Here is a 14,674-nt window from a genome sequence, read left to right as displayed (position 1 = left end):
CGCGTCGACCCGGGCACGGCACGCCCTCGGGGGGGGGGTTTTCGGTGTGGAACCCCGCCGCGCGTCGCCGTATCAGCTCTTCTCCGGCAGTCTCAGATCTCCTTGAGCAGGCGCTCCAGCATCGCCAGTGACTCGCGCGGTGACTCCGACTGGGCGCTGAGCCGGTCCATCACCGCCAGGTAGTGGTCCACGTCGTCGCGCTTGTCCAGATAGAGCGCACTGGTCAGCTGCTCCAGATAGACGATGTCCGGCAGATCCGGCTCCAGGAAGCGCAGGATCGTGATCGGACCACCGGCCGCCGCCAGCCCGCCGAGGCTGAACGGCGCGATCTGCAACGTGACGTTGGGCAGCTCGGACATCTTCAGCAGATGTCTCAGCTGGCCCGCCATCGCCTCCCGGCCGCCCAGCGGCCGGCGCAGTGTGGCCTCGTCGAGCACCGCCCAGACCCGCGGTGCGTCCGGCCGCGTCAGCAGCTCCTGCCGCTGCACGCGCAGCCGCACCCGCCGCTCGATCTCCTCGGGCGTCGACCGCGGATGGCCGAGCTGCGCCACCGCACGGGCGTAGTCCGCGGTCTGCAACAGGCCCGGCACGAACTGCACTTCGTACGTGCGGATCACCGACGCGGCCTCTTCCAGGCCGAGATGGGTCTCGAACCAGCCGGGCAGCACATCGCCGTACTGGTGCCACCAGCCCGGACTGCTGGTCCGCCGGGCCAGTTTGAGGAAGTCCTCGCGGACCCCGTCGTCCGTGACGCCGTACAGCGTCAGCAGATCGGCGACATCCCGTTCCTTGCAGCCGACCCGGCCGAGCTCCAGGCGGCTGATCTTCGCGTGCGAGCCGCGGATGGCGTCCCCGGCGGCCTCCCGGGTGACGCCGGCCGCCTCGCGCAGCCGGCGCAACTGCGTGCCCAGCACGATCCGCAGGACGGTCGGACCGCCCCGCGGGTGGTCGAGATACCGGCGCAGGGACGGACCGCTGCTCGGCTGCGCCTCACTCATGCTGACTCCCTGACTCCCCTGAGTGGTCGGGCGAACGCCCAGTGTCCCATCGCGCCAAGTGTTCGTACAGTTGAGGCGACCGGCCGAACGGCATATGCGCCAATCTCCGCGGCATATGCCGCCGGTGTGTCAGACGAGGTCGTCGAAGTCGCCGTCCTTGGCGCCCTGGACGAAGGCCGCCATCTCGTCGCGGGTGTAGATCAGTGCCGGCCCCGAGGCGAACCGGGAGTTGCGCACGGCCACCCCGCCGTCCGAAAGGACGGCCAGCTCAACGCAGTTGCCGCTGGGGTTGCTGCGACGGCTCTTGCGCCATATGACGCCTTCGAGGCGGGTCGCCTGCATGCCGTTGGTCACCGACTCCATCAGACCTGCTCCCTTGCTGGAGGACGTCCCTCCGACCGATCCCGGGCCCGCGATCACGTTGGCGTGAACGAGCCCCTGAGCGACCGTCCTTGCCGATGTAATTGCAGATGCACTTGCACCGCGCGACGGCTGCCGAGGATATTAGCCCTCCGAGGCAGTCCGGCCCAGCCCCGAAATCGCCCTTGCGGAGACGTTGATGACCGCTCATCCGGCAGAGACCGTGCACGACGCCCTTCGGGAGGACGTGTCGGAGGAGAGCTGGTGGATGCCCGCCCCCGACGGTTTCGCCGCCTGCGCCCTCAGCAACTCCGCGCAGACCGTGGCGGAGGCCCGCCGCTTCACCCGCACGACCCTCAGCGGCTGGCGACTGGCCCCGGACGTGACCGAGAACGCGGCGCTGGTCGTCACCGAACTCGTCAGCAACGCACTGCGCCACGGCATCCGGGCGGGGGAGCCGGACGACGCACCGGTCGCCCGGGGGTTCTCCGTGGTGTCCGCGCCGGTCTGCCCGGCCTGGCTCGCCCTGACCCGGCAGGAGACCAGCGTGCTGTGCGCCGTCTCCGACGCCGGCACCGACGCACCCGTCGTACGGAGCCCCGACCCGCTGGCGGAATGCGGCCGCGGGCTGCACCTCGTCGACCGGCTGAGCGACGCCTGGGGCTGGACCCCGCCGGACCACTCGGGCAAGACGGTGTGGGCCACACTGCCGCTGCGCGGCTGACGACGCCGTCCCCCGGGCCCCCGGGCGTGCCCTGTGTGATCATTCCCGGGTCGCCGCCGTCCGAGCTGAAGGCCCGAGGAACCGATGGATCTGCTGTCCCTGCGGTACTTCCGGGTCGTCGCACGCCGGGAACACATCAGCCGGGCCGCCGAGGAACTCCGGGTGGCCCAGCCCTCGGTGAGCCGGACCATCGCCCGCCTCGAAGCCGAACTGGGCCTGCCGCTCTTCGACCGGCAGGGCCGGGCGATCCGGCTCAACCGCCACGGCGCGGCCTTCCTCGCCCGGGTGGAACGTGCCCTGGACGAGCTCGACGACGCCCGCCGGGAAATGGCCGATGCCGCGGGGCTCGACAACGGCAGCGTCACCATCGCCGCCGAGACCCTGCTGCCGCTCACCGAACTGCTGGCCGGCTTCCGCGCCGCCCACCCCGGCGTGACCGTCCGCTGCTTCCAGTCCACCCCCGACCTGATGCGCGAGCACCTGCGCGCCCGCGAGGTGGACATCTGCGTCGCCTCACAGCCGCTGACCGGGCCGGGGCTCGGCGCGGTACGGCTGCTGCACGAGGAGGTGCTGCTCGCGGTCCCGGCAGCCCATCCGCTGGCCGGCCGGGACCGGGTGACGGTGGCCGACCTCGCCGACGAGCCCTTCATCACCACCCGCCCCGGACACTGGCAACGCGCCCTGCTGGAAAGGCTGTTCGCGCCGCTCGGCCGCCGCCCGGTCATCGGCTGCGAGGGCGACGAACCCGGCGCCACACACTTCCTCGTCATGGCCGGCCTCGGCATCGGCGTGATGCCCTCCATCGCCCGCGCCGACCTGGCCGCCGCCCCGCTGGCCTGGCTGCGCATCGACGCCCCCGACTGCGTACGGATCCTGAGCCTGGTCCGCCGCGAGGACAGCTACCTCTCCCGGGCGGCCGCACGCTTCTGCGACCTGGCCGTCACGCACTTCGCCGAGCGGGCCCGACGGGCACGCGGGATGCTCCAGGGGCTGTCCGACGGGTCATGGCCGGGTCCGCGACCCGACCCGTCGGACAGGTCCTAGCCCTCCCCGGCGAACGGGCCGGTGCCGTACCCGTGCAGGGTGATCGCGACCTCATGGGCCGCGGGGCAGTCCGCCGGCGACGGCAGGAAGTCCCGGCAGCCGGCGGCCAGTTGACGTAGTACGCCGCGCTGGCAGGCGAGCGCCAGCCGGTCCGCCTCGACGGCCGACAGCCGCACGCCCGGACGCAGCTCGACATGGACGACCGGCCGGGACTCCAGCTCGCTGCCGGCCGGCGCCACACAGAACGCCTCGATCAGCCCGGCCAGCGGATTGTCCTCGTACAGCCCGTGTGCGACGTCCCGCGGATTGATGATGGCCCCCAGGGAAGATGCCGAAAACGTCCGTCCATCCGTCATCGACATACTCGGGGCCCGCCGCGGGGACGTCATGAGCTGAGCTACTCAGGTCTCCGGGTGAGTATCCCGCCGGACGCCACCAGGCGCTGCCCGACAGGCGTTACGCCTCCCCGGCCGCCGGGTCCGCCAGGCCGAACGCGGACAGCAGCCGTTCGGCCGCCAGCGTCGCGGTGATCTCGCCGTCCCGTACCGCCCGCTCGACCTCCGGGCCCAGCCTGCGCACCTCGGGATGTTCCTGGAGGCGGTCGATGAGCCGTTCGCGGACCATCGACCAGGTCCAGTCGACCTGCTGGGTACGGCGCCGCTCGGCCAGCGCACCGGTGGAGTCCAGCAGCGTGCGGTGCTGCTCGACGCGTTCCCAGACCGCCTTCAGACCGGTGCCCTCGCGGGCGCTGCAGGTCAGCACGGGCGGCGTCCACACCGCGTCCGCCGGCTGCAACAGCCGTAGCGCGCCGGCCAGTTCGCGGGCCGCGGACCGGGCGTCCCGCTCGTGCGGCCCGTCCGCCTTGTTGACGGACACCAGGTCCGCCAGCTCCAGGACGCCCTTCTTGATGCCCTGGAGCTGGTCGCCGGTGCGGGCCAGGGTCAGCAGCAGGAAGGTGTCGACCATGTTGGCCACGGTCGTCTCCGACTGGCCGACGCCCACCGTCTCCACCAGCACGACGTCATAGCCCGCGGCCTCCATGACGACGATGGACTCGCGGGTGGCGCGGGCCACCCCGCCCAGCGTCCCGGACGTGGGGGAGGGCCGGACGAACGCCGCCGGATCGGTCGCCAGCCGCTCCATCCGGGTCTTGTCACCCAGGATGGAGCCACCGGTCCGGCTGGACGACGGGTCGACGGCGAGCACCGCCACCCGGTGCCCCATCCCGGTCAGCAGCGTGCCCAGCGCGTCGATGAAGGTCGACTTGCCGACACCGGGCACCCCGCTGATGCCCACCCGGCGGGCCGCACCGGAGTACGGCAGCAGCTCCACCAGCAGCCGCTGGGCCGCCGCCCGGTGGTCCGCACGGGTCGACTCGACCAGCGTGACGGCCCGGGCGATCCAGGCCCGGGACCCCGCGCGGACCCCCTCGGCGTACCGTTCGACGTCGATCGTCGCAGGCATGACCCCCCGCTCTACAGCTCGTGGCCGAGGACCGACGCCAGGTCCTTCACCAGGTCGTGCGCGGCGTCCGGGATGACCGTACCGGGCAGGAACACCGCGGCCGCGCCCATGTCGCGCAGCGGCTGCACGTCCTGCGGCGGGATCACCCCGCCCACCACGATCGTGATGTCCTCCCGGTCCTCCGCCGCCAGCGCCTCCTTCAGCGCCGGCACCAGGGTGAGGTGACCGGCGGCGAGGGAGGACACCCCGACGATGTGCACATCCGCCTCGACGGCCTGGCGGGCGACCTCGGCCGGGGTCTGGAACAGCGGGCCGACGTCCACGTCGAAGCCCAGGTCGGCGAAGGCCGTGGCGATCACCTTCTGGCCGCGGTCATGGCCGTCCTGGCCCATCTTGGCCACCAGGATGCGCGGCCGGCGCCCCTCGGCGCGCTCGAACTCGGCCACCAGCTCCCGGGTGCGCTCCACACCGGAGGAGGGGCCCGCTTCGTCTCGGTACACACCGGAGATCGTACGGATCTGGCCGGAGTGCCGTCCGTAGACCTCCTCCAGGGCGTCCGAGATCTCGCCGACGGTCGCCTTGGCCCGGGCCGCGTCCACCGCCAGCGCCAGCAGATTGCCCTCAAGTCCCTTGCCGGGACCGGACCTCGCCGCCGCGGTCAGCGCCCGCAGCGCGTCCTGGCAGGCCGCCTCGTCGCGCTCGGCCCGCAGCCGCTTGAGCTTCTCGATCTGCTGGGCGCGGACCGCGGAGTTGTCGACCTTGAGGACCTCGATCTCCTCGTCGTTGGCCACCCGGTACTTGTTGACGCCGATCAGCGCCTGCCGCCCGGAGTCGATCCGCGCCTGGGTGCGGGCCGCGGCCTCCTCCACCCGCAGCTTCGGGATGCCCGCGTCGATCGCCTTGGCCATCCCGCCGGCCGCCTCGACCTCCTCGATGTGCTGCCAGGCCCGGCGCGCCAGGTCGTAGGTGAGCTTCTCCACGTAGGCGCTGCCGCCCCACGGGTCGATCACCCGGCAGGTGCCCGACTCCTGCTGCAGGAACAGCTGGGTGTTGCGGGCGATCCGCGCCGAGAAGTCGGTGGGCAGGGCGAGCGCCTCGTCGAGGGCGTTGGTGTGCAGCGACTGGGTGTGGCCCTGGGTCGCCGCCATCGCCTCCACGCACGTACGGGTGACGTTGTTGAACACGTCCTGCGCGGTCAGCGACCAGCCCGAGGTCTGCGAATGGGTACGCAGCGAAAGGGACTTGGGGTTCTTCGGCTCGAAGCGCTGGACCAGCCGGGCCCACAGCAGCCGGGCCGCGCGCAGCTTGGCGATCTCCATGAAGAAGTTCATGCCGATCGCCCAGAAGAAGGACAGCCGCGGCGCGAACGCGTCCACGTCCATCCCGGCCGCCAGCCCCGCCCGCAGGTACTCCACACCGTCCGCGAGGGTGTACGCCAGCTCCAGATCGGCCGTCGCACCGGCCTCCTGGATGTGGTAGCCGGAGATCGATATGGAGTTGTAGCGCGGCATCTTCTGCGAGGTGTACGCGAAGATGTCGGAGATGATCCGCATCGACGGCTGCGGCGGATAGATGTAGGTGTTGCGGACCATGAACTCCTTGAGGATGTCGTTCTGAATGGTCCCGGCCAGCTTCTCGGGCGGTACGCCCTGTTCCTCCGCGGCCACGATGTAGAGGGCGAGAACGGGCAGCACCGCGCCGTTCATCGTCATCGACACCGTCATTTTGTCCAGCGGGATGCCCTCGAAGAGCTGCCGCATGTCGTAGATCGAGTCGATGGCGACGCCCGCCATGCCGACGTCACCGGTCACCCGCGGGTGATCGCTGTCGTAGCCGCGGTGGGTCGGCAGGTCGAAGGCGACCGACAGGCCCTTCTGACCGGCCGCCAGATTGCGGCGGTAGAAGGCGTTGGACTCCTCCGCGGTGGAAAACCCGGCGTACTGGCGGATCGTCCAGGGCTGGTTGACGTACATCGTCGGGTACGGGCCGCGCAGATACGGCGCGATGCCCGGGTAGGTGCCCAGGAAGTCGACGCCCGCCAGATCGTCCTCGGTATACAGCGGCTTGACGTCGATGCCCTCCGGCGTCTCCCAGGTCAGGTCCTCAAGTCCCTTGCCGGTGGCCGCCTCCACCGCTTCCGCCCACTGCTCCGCGCCGGCCGCGCCGTCCGCCGCGGCCGGCTCGCCCAGCTCGATGCTGCTGAAGTCCGGGATGGCGCCGGCCCGTCGCACGGCATCCTGCATCTCGGTCATCCCGCCACCTCCATGACGTCCAGGGCCGAGGACAGCACCTCGACCGCGTCGCAGCCCGCGAAGACGAACGCGTCCACCCCGGCCGCCTCGAATTCCTCCCGGCGCTCACCCGGCCGGCCGGCCAGGAACACCCGCACCGCGCCCGCCGACTTCAAGGCCGCCGCCACCGCGGCCGCCTGCTCGCCGTAGACCGCGTCGCTCGAACACAGCGCGGCGATCCGCGCACCGCTCCGGGCGAATGCCTCCGCCACCGACTCCGCGTCCACCGCCGCCGGTTCCTGCACGGTCTCGATACCGCCCGCCTGGAACAGGTTGCCGGCGAACGCCACCCGCGCGGTGTGCGCCGCGACCGGGCCCAGCGCGGCCAGGAACACCTTCGGCCGGGCCCCGGTCGCCGCCAGATGGGTGTCCGAACGGGCCCGCAGCACCTCGTACGCATCGTCCCTGCGCACCCGCGGCAGCCCGCCGGACACCGCTGCGGGCGCCGGCTCGCGCTCCACCGGCGCCTCGGCGAGGAACGGGAACTCGCTGACGCCGGTGATCGGTTCGCGGCGGTGCGCCAGGTCCTCGGTGCGGCGCGCCCAGGTCCGCGCCAGCCGCTCGCGGAGCATCCCGGAGCGCAGCGCCGCGGCCTGACCGCCGGCGGCCTCGATCTCCTGGAAGAACTCCCAGCCCGCGCGGGCCAGTTCGTCGGTCAGCCGCTCCACGTACCAGGAGCCGCCCGCCGGGTCGATCACCTTCGACAGGTGCGACTCCTCCAGCAGCACCGACTGGGTGTTCCGGGCGATCCGCCGGGCGAACGCGTCGGACAGGCCGAGCGCCGCGTCGAACGGCAGCACCGTCACCGCGTCCGCGCCGCCGACCCCCGCCGACAGCCCGGCGACCGTGGTGCGCAGCATGTTCACCCACGGGTCCCGACGGGTCATCATCACCGACGAGGTCACCGCGTGCTGGACCTGCGCGGACGCGTCGGGCGCGGCCCCGCACACCTCCGCGACCCGGGCCCACAGCCGGCGGGCCGCGCGCAGCTTGGCGATGGTCAGGAACTGGTCCGCGGTGGCGGCGTAGCGGAACTCCAGCTGGCGGCAGGCGTCGTCGACGCCCACCCCGGCCGCGGTCAGCTGCCGCAGATAGGCCACACCGGTGGCGAGGGAGGTGCCGAGCTCCTCGGCCGCGGAACCGCCCGCCTCGTGGTACGGCAGTGCGTCGACGGCCAGCGCCCGCACCTGGGGTGCCTCCGTGAGGCAGCGCCCGGCCAGCCGGACCGCCGCCTCCAGCTGCACCCGCAGCTTGCTGTCGTCGCCGGTACGCGCCAGCAGCCCCAGCGGATCGGCGCCCAGCGAGCCGGTGGCCTCCGCCGACGGCACACCGGCCGCGGCGTACAGGCGCAGCAACTCCTCGGCGGCCGGGGCGAAATCGGCGCCCGCGTCCAGCACCACCGCGGCCAGGTCCAGATAGACGCCCTGGAGCGCCTCGGCAAGACCGGACACCGGCACCCCGCCGTGCCCGACGGCCAGCCAGACCGAGGTGACGCCGTTCTCCAGATCGGCGAGCACGGCTTCGTTGGCGCGCCGTGGATCGGTGTGCTCCTGGCGCTGGCGTACGTCCCAGCCGGCGACGGTCGTGCCCTCGGGCCGGCCACCCCGTACGAAGGGCGGGAACCCGGGGCGGCCGGGAGCGGCCGGGCCGTCCTCGGCGGTGTAGAGCGGGCGGACGCGGATCCCGTCCTGGAGATCCGTGGCGAGCGCGTCCTCGGCGGCGGCACCCGTTGCCTCGGTGACGCCCGATTTGCGCAGCACACCTTCGACGAGGTGCCGCCACTGCTCGCGATCGGCATCCGGGAAGGCCGCGGCCAGGGGGAGTTCGGTGGACTCGGCGGTCATGGCAGCAGGCTAGGCGAACGACCGTTAGCTGGAGCAGGGGCTCCCGCTGTGACGTTGCACTCGTTGACCACCCCCGCATGTTCATATCTATGCGTGGCTGACCGGTTCTGTACGGTGATCTCGGACACTTGACCACCCCGGAGAGCGACCGAGGAGCGCGATGTCCAGGGCGCCGAACCGCCGCACCACGGCCACCGCCACCGCCGCCCTGGCCTTGGCCGTCGCCGCACTGCTGTGGGCACTGCCCGGCTCCGACGGTCCCGCCCCGGTGACCGGCTGCACCGGACGGCGGATCGCCTCCTGGTCGGTCGATTCCCGGCAAACCGCCGCATTCGCCCGCTACGGCAACGACAACGCCCGCACCGACGACTGGACCGGCGGCGACGGCACCCACTCGGTGCGCCTCCCCGACGGCCGCACGCTCTGGCTCTTCTCCGACACCTTCCTCGACCGCATCCAGCCACCCCCCAACCCCCAAGGGCAGCAGCGCCGTTGGCGCACCGCCGACCACGGCGGCACCCCGTACCTCCGGCACAACTCCCTGGTCGTGACGTCCCGTTCGGGCCGCCCGGAACGCACCCTGACCGGCGGCACCCCGGCCGCACCCGGCCCGTACTTCCCCGACCCGCCCGGCGGCGGCTGGCGCTGGCCGGTCCAGGCGCGGGTCGAGACCCGGACGCCCGGCGCCGCCGAGCGGGTGGTCCGGGTACTGCTGTGGCGCCGGGCACCCGGCACCGGACCGTGGATCTTCGGGATGCCCCACGCCACCGAGGTCGCCACCCTCTCGCTGCCCGGTCTGCACCTGGAACGCATCGACGAGACCGTCGGTCCGGACGCCGCCGCCGACCCCGGGCGGCGCGTCCTCTACGGCGCCGCGACGGTCCGGGAAGGCCGCTGGACCTACGTCTACGGCGCCGACGACCCGCCCTCCGCACCGGCCTCCCGGGCCTACCTCGCCCGGGTCCCGGCCGGCCGGCTCGCCGACCGCGGCCGCTGGCGCTTCTGGGACGGCACCCACTGGCAGCGGCGGCCGGACCGGGCGGCACCGGTGCTGCGGGACGGCGGCCGCCGCGGCGTCGGCAGCGCCTTCACCGTCATCCGCGACGGCCGGGGCGCCGACCGGTCCTGGGTGCTGTTCACCATGGACACCGGGGGCGGCGGCACCGCCGGGATGCGCACGATCACCAGCTACTGGGCCTGCGCGCCCCAGGGTCCCTGGCACGGTCCGCACGGCCGGATCACCCCGCCCCGGCCGCCCGCCCCCGACCCGGGTCACGTCGCCGCCTACAACCCGCAGGCCCACCCCGGATCCAGCACGGACGGCACCCTGCTGCTCAGCTATGACATCAACTGGCTCGGCCCGCCCGGCGTCCCCGCCGACCCCCGGGTCAACGGCGACGTCGACCTCTACCGGCCGCGCTTCCTCCGCGTACGCCTGGCCCGCACCACACCCTGACGGCCGCCGCGGTGCGCCTCAACTCCCGTGCTGCTCCCGCCATTTGCGGGCCTGCTCGTCCACGTCGAAGGGCACCAGGTTCAGCGGCGGCCCTTCCAGAGGAGTGCGCAGCGCCGCGCCGATCCGCTCGTTGACCGCCGTCAGGATGCGCCGCAGCGCGGCCTCGGTCGGGGCGTTCGCAGCGGCCTGGAGCGCCTCCTCGGCGTCCTTGCGCAACACCAGACTCGGCGGCAGGTAGGAGAGGTGCTCCCGCTGCATCTTCTCCTTGATCCACCACATCTCGTCATACGGCTGGTCGAGGTGCGGGAGGGGCTTGCCGGCACCGGGGAGGTCGGCGAAATCGCCGCGCTCCGTCGCCTCGCGGATCTGCTTGTCGACCCAGCTCTCGAAGCTGACGCCGGGTGGTTTGCGCTCGGACATCGCGAAGACTCCCCATGTCAACGGCTCTGGTCCTGGCCCTGCGGTCAGCCTACGCCGCCGCCCCTCGTACTGCCGGTGCCGCCCGGCGGCGTCGGGCTGGGCTGGACGATCGGGAAGGCGTTGTTGCCGCCGCACACCATGGGTCCGACCCGGACGGTGTCGCCCACCAGGGTCACCATCACCTGGTCCGGCGGCTTGTTGCCGGGCACCCGGGCGTTGGCCGCGGTGCACACCAGCTGGTTGAGCGAGGCGGAGTCCAGCAGCTTGGCGTTCATCGGCAGGTTGATCACGACCGTGCCCTCGCCGGTGGCGGCGGTCAGCGGGCCCGGGAACTTCGGCAGCACGCTGGACAGCCCCCGCATCCGCTCGGCGTGGTTCGGCCCCTCCATCAGCAGTGACAGCGCCTGGTCCGGGTCGACCGGGGCCTTCGCCGGCCGGGTCGCCGACCGCAGACCGGACGGTCCGTAGAAGAACAGCTGGACGTCCGCCGCGGGCTGGCCCGGCGACTTCACCCCGGAGGCGGGCTCACCGGCGTCGATCACATCGGTGGGCGCGATACCGCAGCCGGCCAGCGCACCCGCCAGCGCACCGCTGACCACGCCGCCCAGCGCAACGGTGACCACACCGCCCAGCACGCGCCGCCGCGCTCCCGGCGTCCACAGGGTGTTCCGGCCGTTCATGGCGCTCATCCGTCGTTCTCCTTACCGGCCCCCCGCGATTCTTCGGCGCGCGTCCCGCCCGCCCCGTCCGTGCTGCCCGGTCCGTCCGCCGCGGTCGCGCCGGGGGCGGTCGCACCGCTCGCCCCGCCGGGCTCGCCCGGCTCCTCCTGGCGCAGCGGAAGGTCCACGGTGAACACCGCGCCGCCGTCCGGGGAGTTGGCCGCCCGCATCACGCCGCCGTGCAGCCGGACGTTCTCCATCGCGATGGCCAGCCCCAGACCGCTGCCCTCCGAACGGGCCCGGGCCGAGTCCGCCTTGTAGAAGCGCTCGAAGACGTGCGGCAGCACCTCGGGGTCTATGCCCGGCCCGCTGTCGCGGACCTCGATCAGCAGCCGGTCCGCGCCCGGCTCCGGAGCGTGCAGCACCACCCGGACCGGCTCGCCGCCGTGGTGCAGCGCATTGCCGACCAGGTTGGCGACCACCACGTCGAGCCGCCGCGGATCGAGCTGGGCCCGGACGTCCTCGGGCAGGTCCGCGGTCACCCGCTTCTGCCAGGCCCGGGCCTGCAGCGTCTTGCGGATGGTCTCGGCGACGTCGACCTCGTCCAGATGGAGCGCAGCGGCACCCGCGTCGAACCGGGAGACCTCCATCAGGTCCTCCACCATCCGCGCCAGCTTGCCGGTCTCCTGGCTGATCAGCCGGACCGCGGAGGCGGTGTCCGGGTCGAGGGAGTCGGCGTCCTCGTCGAGCACGTCGGTCACCGCGGTCATCGCCGCCAGCGGCGTGCGCAGCTCGTGCGAGACATCGGCCGCGAACCGCCGGGAGTTGGCCTCCAGGCGGCGCAGCTCGGCCATGCTCTCCTCCAGCCGGGCCGCCATGTCGTTGAACGTACGGGAGAGGTCGGCGAGTTCGTCGGTGCCCTTGACCTCCAGCCGGGTGTCCAGTTTGCCCTCGGCGATCCGCCCGGCGGCCTGCCGCAGCCCGCGCACCGGCCGCAGCACGCCGCGCGCGGCGAGCAGCGCCGGGATCACCGCGAGCATCAGCACCGGAAGGGCACCCCGCTGGGCCGCGGTCACCAGCGCCTCGACGTTGGACTCCTCGGCGTTGAGCGGAAGTTGGGCATAGACGGACAGCGCGGATGCCTGGCCGTCGGACTGCCGGACCGGCATGCCGATCAGCAGCCACGGCGAGCCGCCGCGGTTGATCCGCTGAAAGGCCGGGACGTGCCGCTTCTCCACGGATGCCTTGAGGTCGGCCGGGACCACCACGCTGCGCCGCAGCCCGCCCTCGTCACTGTCCGGAACGCCGCGATAATGTACGGAAATATCCCATTCGCGGGATTTGCCGGAACGCTCCAGCTGCACCCGGAAGTTGTCCAGGTCCGCCTGCGTCGGCGGCACCATCAGCTCCGGCGCGAGCGAGTTGACCTGCGCCCGCAGATCGTTCACCGCGATGTCCTGGGACCGCTGCAGAATGGCGTTACGGGCCTCGCGATACGTCAGCAGCGCCGTGGTCAGCGCACTGACGGCCGCCACCACCAGGAACCCCACGACGAGCCGCGCCCGCAGACCCCGCAGCAGGGTGCGCGACGGCACCCGGCCGGCGAGGCGGTTCACAGCGGACCGAAGCGGTAACCGAAACCGCGCACGGTCTGCACGTAACGGGGGCTGCGCGGGGTGTCCTCTATCTTCGTCCGCAGCCGCATCACACAGGCGTCCACCAGCCGCGCGTCGCCGTGGTAGCTGTGCTCCCACACATGCTCCAGCAGCTGCTGACGGCTGAAGACCTGCCCCGGCGTCGCCGACAGGAACAGCAGCAGCTTCATCTCCGACGGCGCCAGCGCCAGGTCCTTGCCGCCCTTGGCGACGACCAGACCGGCCCGGTCGATGGCCAGTTCCCCGTACGTCTCGACCGGCGCGGGCCCCGGCTCCACGGCCGGGGCCCCGTCGGCGGGCAGCGCGGTGCGCCGCAGCACCGCCCGGATGCGCGCCTCCAGCACCTCACCGCGGGCCGGTTTGACGATGTAGTCGTCGGCCCCGGCCTCCAGCCCGAGCACCACGTCCAGGTCGTCGCCGCGGGCGGTGAGCATGATGATCGGCAGCTGCCGCTCGGCACGGATCAGCCGGCACACCTCGAAACCGTCCTTGCCGGGGAGCATCAGATCCAGCAGCACGATGTCCGGGCGGAACCCGGGCAGCGCCGCCAGACCCTCCTCGCCGCTGGCCGCGGCCGCCACTTCGTGGCCGCGCCGCCGTAGCGCGAGGGACACCCCGTCCCGTACGGCGGCGTCGTCCTCGATCAGAAGTACTCGTGGCATGGCCCCAGTATCAATAAGTTTCATGATGGATCCGTAACAGGGGCAGCCTCCCCGGCCCGGGACGCATCTGTCGTGGTGAAGGACCGCGGGCACGTCCAGTGCCCGCCGTCCGCACGGACACGGCACGGCATGAGGGACGGGGAGCGAAGATGGCTCGGCGCTTCGGTATCGAGGGCGGCATCATCGGAGTGGTGGCGGCGGCGGTGGTGTCGCTGGGGATCGTCGGGGCGGTCTGCGCCGGCCAGTTCGGCGGTCCGGACCGGGCCGAGGCGGACACCCTCAACTCGGGCCAGACCCTGCACGCGCCGCAGAACGCCCCGGTCGACGCGTCCATCGTGCACGCCTCCGACCGCCCGGGCCGCAGCCTGAACATCACCATCGACGACGGCCCGGACCCGGTCTGGACCCCGAAGGTCCTGGAAGTGCTCAAGAAGCACGACGTCAAGGCCGTCTTCTGCATGATCGGCCCGCAGGCCAGGGCCCACCCCGAGCTGGTCAAGCAGGTGGTGGCCGCCGGGCACAAGCTCTGCGACCACACCGTCAGCCACAACACCGGCATGGACCACCAGCCGGAGAGCTACCAGTCGCAGCAGATCCTCGACGCCCAGAAGATGATCGAGGACGCGGCGGGCGGCGCGAAGGTCGCGTACTACCGCGCGCCCGGCGGCGCCTTCACCCCGTACAGCCGGAAGCTGGCCGCCGGCCACGGCATGCGCCCGCTCGGCTGGAACGTCGACAGCAAGGACTTCGAGAGCGGCAGCGTCGAGGCGATCGAGGCCACCGTCCACGGGGAGCTCACCAACGGGCCGACCGTCCTCTTCCACGACGGCGGCGGCAACCGCGCCCTGACCGTCGCGTCGCTGGACCGCCTGCTGCCGTGGATGAAGCAGCAGGGGTACGGGTTCGGGTTTCCCAAGCGCTGAATCGGGCGGTCTGAACGGGGCGCTGTGAAGCGGGAGCCTTGAACCGGGCGCCCTGATTCGGGCGCTCACCTGGAGGAATCTGAAGCGCGCCACCGCCTGCGGAAAACGAAGCGGCCGTCGCCCGCAGCCCCTCCGCGAGCAGCTCCCGCGCGAACGCCCACTCCACCGCCGAAC

At 72.5% G+C, this 14,674-nt stretch carries 14 protein-coding genes; 4 read left to right on the top strand and 10 right to left on the bottom strand.

Features of this window, described 5'->3' with window-relative positions:
• Positions 1-92 precede the first annotated feature (92 nt).
• Entirely contained in the window at positions 93-998 is a 906-nt protein-coding gene (locus ACFV1J_RS38075; RefSeq protein ID WP_385866177.1) for a helix-turn-helix domain-containing protein, read from the bottom strand.
• 129 nt (positions 999-1,127) lie between these two features.
• Positions 1,128-1,361 carry a DUF397 domain-containing protein gene (locus tag ACFV1J_RS38070; RefSeq protein WP_385866176.1) on the bottom strand — a complete coding sequence of 78 codons (234 nt, stop codon included), beginning with the start codon at positions 1,359-1,361 and terminating at the stop codon, positions 1,128-1,130.
• Positions 1,362-1,557: 196 nt separating this feature from the next.
• Here ACFV1J_RS38070 and ACFV1J_RS38065 point away from each other — a divergent pair, with 196 nt between their 5' ends.
• Positions 1,558-2,082: an ATP-binding protein gene (locus ACFV1J_RS38065; protein WP_385866174.1), complete on the top strand. Its 525-nt coding sequence runs from the start codon at positions 1,558-1,560 to the stop codon at positions 2,080-2,082.
• Between the two features lie 84 nt (positions 2,083-2,166).
• A complete protein-coding gene (locus ACFV1J_RS38060; protein ID WP_385866172.1) occupies positions 2,167-3,126 on the top strand; it encodes a LysR family transcriptional regulator in 960 nt (319 codons plus the stop codon).
• On the opposite strand, the gene ACFV1J_RS38055 is transcribed toward ACFV1J_RS38060, so the two are convergent.
• The 4 genes from ACFV1J_RS38055 to mutA all read right to left on the bottom strand — a co-directional run bounded on the left by ACFV1J_RS38055 (position 3,123) and on the right by mutA (position 8,725).
• On the bottom strand, positions 3,123-3,482 hold the full coding sequence (locus tag ACFV1J_RS38055; protein WP_385866170.1) for a coenzyme f390 synthetase: 360 nt from the start codon (positions 3,480-3,482) through the stop codon (positions 3,123-3,125). The genes ACFV1J_RS38060 and ACFV1J_RS38055 overlap by 4 nt on opposite strands.
• 100 nt (positions 3,483-3,582) lie before the next feature.
• Positions 3,583-4,590, bottom strand: coding sequence for a methylmalonyl Co-A mutase-associated GTPase MeaB (meaB, locus tag ACFV1J_RS38050; protein ID WP_385866169.1), 1,008 nt, complete (start codon positions 4,588-4,590; stop codon positions 3,583-3,585).
• An 11-nt stretch (positions 4,591-4,601) separates the two neighbouring features.
• Positions 4,602-6,842 (bottom strand): methylmalonyl-CoA mutase, encoded by a 2,241-nt coding sequence (gene scpA / locus ACFV1J_RS38045; protein ID WP_385866167.1) that lies wholly within the window; start codon positions 6,840-6,842, stop codon positions 4,602-4,604.
• On the bottom strand, positions 6,839-8,725 hold the full coding sequence (mutA, locus tag ACFV1J_RS38040) for a methylmalonyl-CoA mutase small subunit (RefSeq protein ID WP_385866165.1): 1,887 nt from the start codon (positions 8,723-8,725) through the stop codon (positions 6,839-6,841). The genes scpA and mutA overlap by 4 nt, the downstream gene beginning before the upstream one ends.
• 160 nt (positions 8,726-8,885) lie before the next feature.
• On the opposite strand from mutA, the gene ACFV1J_RS38035 reads away from it, so the two are divergent.
• Positions 8,886-10,181: a DUF4185 domain-containing protein gene (locus ACFV1J_RS38035; protein ID WP_385866162.1), complete on the top strand. Its 1,296-nt coding sequence runs from the start codon at positions 8,886-8,888 to the stop codon at positions 10,179-10,181.
• 18 nt (positions 10,182-10,199) lie between these two features.
• Here the strand turns inward: ACFV1J_RS38035 and ACFV1J_RS38030 are convergent, their stop codons facing one another.
• From ACFV1J_RS38030 to ACFV1J_RS38015, 4 genes are read right to left on the bottom strand one after another with little or no spacing between them, the layout of a single operon-like run.
• Positions 10,200-10,601, bottom strand: coding sequence for a DUF1992 domain-containing protein (locus ACFV1J_RS38030; protein ID WP_385866161.1), 402 nt, complete (start codon positions 10,599-10,601; stop codon positions 10,200-10,202).
• 44 nt (positions 10,602-10,645) lie between these two features.
• The gene (locus ACFV1J_RS38025; protein ID WP_385866159.1) at positions 10,646-11,290 is read right to left on the bottom strand and encodes a hypothetical protein; all 645 of its coding nucleotides are present in this window, start codon (positions 11,288-11,290) and stop codon (positions 10,646-10,648) included.
• Positions 11,287-12,876: an ATP-binding protein gene (locus ACFV1J_RS38020; protein ID WP_385866157.1), complete on the bottom strand. Its 1,590-nt coding sequence runs from the start codon at positions 12,874-12,876 to the stop codon at positions 11,287-11,289. Before ACFV1J_RS38020 ends, ACFV1J_RS38025 begins: the two co-directional genes overlap by 4 nt.
• The gene (locus ACFV1J_RS38015) at positions 12,873-13,577 is read right to left on the bottom strand and encodes a response regulator transcription factor (RefSeq protein WP_030415362.1); all 705 of its coding nucleotides are present in this window, start codon (positions 13,575-13,577) and stop codon (positions 12,873-12,875) included. Before ACFV1J_RS38015 ends, ACFV1J_RS38020 begins: the two co-directional genes overlap by 4 nt.
• 149 nt (positions 13,578-13,726) lie before the next feature.
• Between ACFV1J_RS38015 and ACFV1J_RS38010 the strand changes: the two genes are divergently transcribed.
• Entirely contained in the window at positions 13,727-14,500 is a 774-nt protein-coding gene (locus tag ACFV1J_RS38010; RefSeq protein WP_385866154.1) for a polysaccharide deacetylase family protein, read from the top strand.
• Positions 14,501-14,674: the final 174 nt, after the last annotated feature.

This window comes from Streptomyces sp. NPDC059649 (assembly GCF_042734445.1).
In the GTDB taxonomy this organism is placed as follows: domain Bacteria; phylum Actinomycetota; class Actinomycetes; order Streptomycetales; family Streptomycetaceae; genus Streptomyces.
Note: the sequence above shows the minus strand (reverse complement) of the source record. Positions and strands in the feature narration are given on the sequence as shown.

What these genes read in the sequence shown, in the direction of transcription:
- ACFV1J_RS38015 (WP_030415362.1), bottom strand. Translation starts at nt 13,577, where the DNA reads ATGCCACGAGTACTTCTGATCGAGGACGACGCCGCCGTACGGGACGGG.
- mutA (WP_385866165.1), bottom strand. Translation starts at nt 8,725, where the DNA reads ATGACCGCCGAGTCCACCGAACTCCCCCTGGCCGCGGCCTTCCCGGAT.
- ACFV1J_RS38060 (WP_385866172.1), top strand. Translation starts at nt 2,167, where the DNA reads ATGGATCTGCTGTCCCTGCGGTACTTCCGGGTCGTCGCACGCCGGGAA.
- ACFV1J_RS38025 (WP_385866159.1), bottom strand. Translation starts at nt 11,290, where the DNA reads ATGAGCGCCATGAACGGCCGGAACACCCTGTGGACGCCGGGAGCGCGG.
- scpA (WP_385866167.1), bottom strand. Translation starts at nt 6,842, where the DNA reads ATGACCGAGATGCAGGATGCCGTGCGACGGGCCGGCGCCATCCCGGAC.
- ACFV1J_RS38035 (WP_385866162.1), top strand. Translation starts at nt 8,886, where the DNA reads ATGTCCAGGGCGCCGAACCGCCGCACCACGGCCACCGCCACCGCCGCC.
- ACFV1J_RS38030 (WP_385866161.1), bottom strand. Translation starts at nt 10,601, where the DNA reads ATGTCCGAGCGCAAACCACCCGGCGTCAGCTTCGAGAGCTGGGTCGAC.
- ACFV1J_RS38070 (WP_385866176.1), bottom strand. Translation starts at nt 1,361, where the DNA reads ATGGAGTCGGTGACCAACGGCATGCAGGCGACCCGCCTCGAAGGCGTC.
- meaB (WP_385866169.1), bottom strand. Translation starts at nt 4,590, where the DNA reads ATGCCTGCGACGATCGACGTCGAACGGTACGCCGAGGGGGTCCGCGCG.
- ACFV1J_RS38075 (WP_385866177.1), bottom strand. Translation starts at nt 998, where the DNA reads ATGAGTGAGGCGCAGCCGAGCAGCGGTCCGTCCCTGCGCCGGTATCTC.
- ACFV1J_RS38010 (WP_385866154.1), top strand. Translation starts at nt 13,727, where the DNA reads ATGGCTCGGCGCTTCGGTATCGAGGGCGGCATCATCGGAGTGGTGGCG.
- ACFV1J_RS38055 (WP_385866170.1), bottom strand. Translation starts at nt 3,482, where the DNA reads ATGACGGATGGACGGACGTTTTCGGCATCTTCCCTGGGGGCCATCATC.
- ACFV1J_RS38065 (WP_385866174.1), top strand. Translation starts at nt 1,558, where the DNA reads ATGACCGCTCATCCGGCAGAGACCGTGCACGACGCCCTTCGGGAGGAC.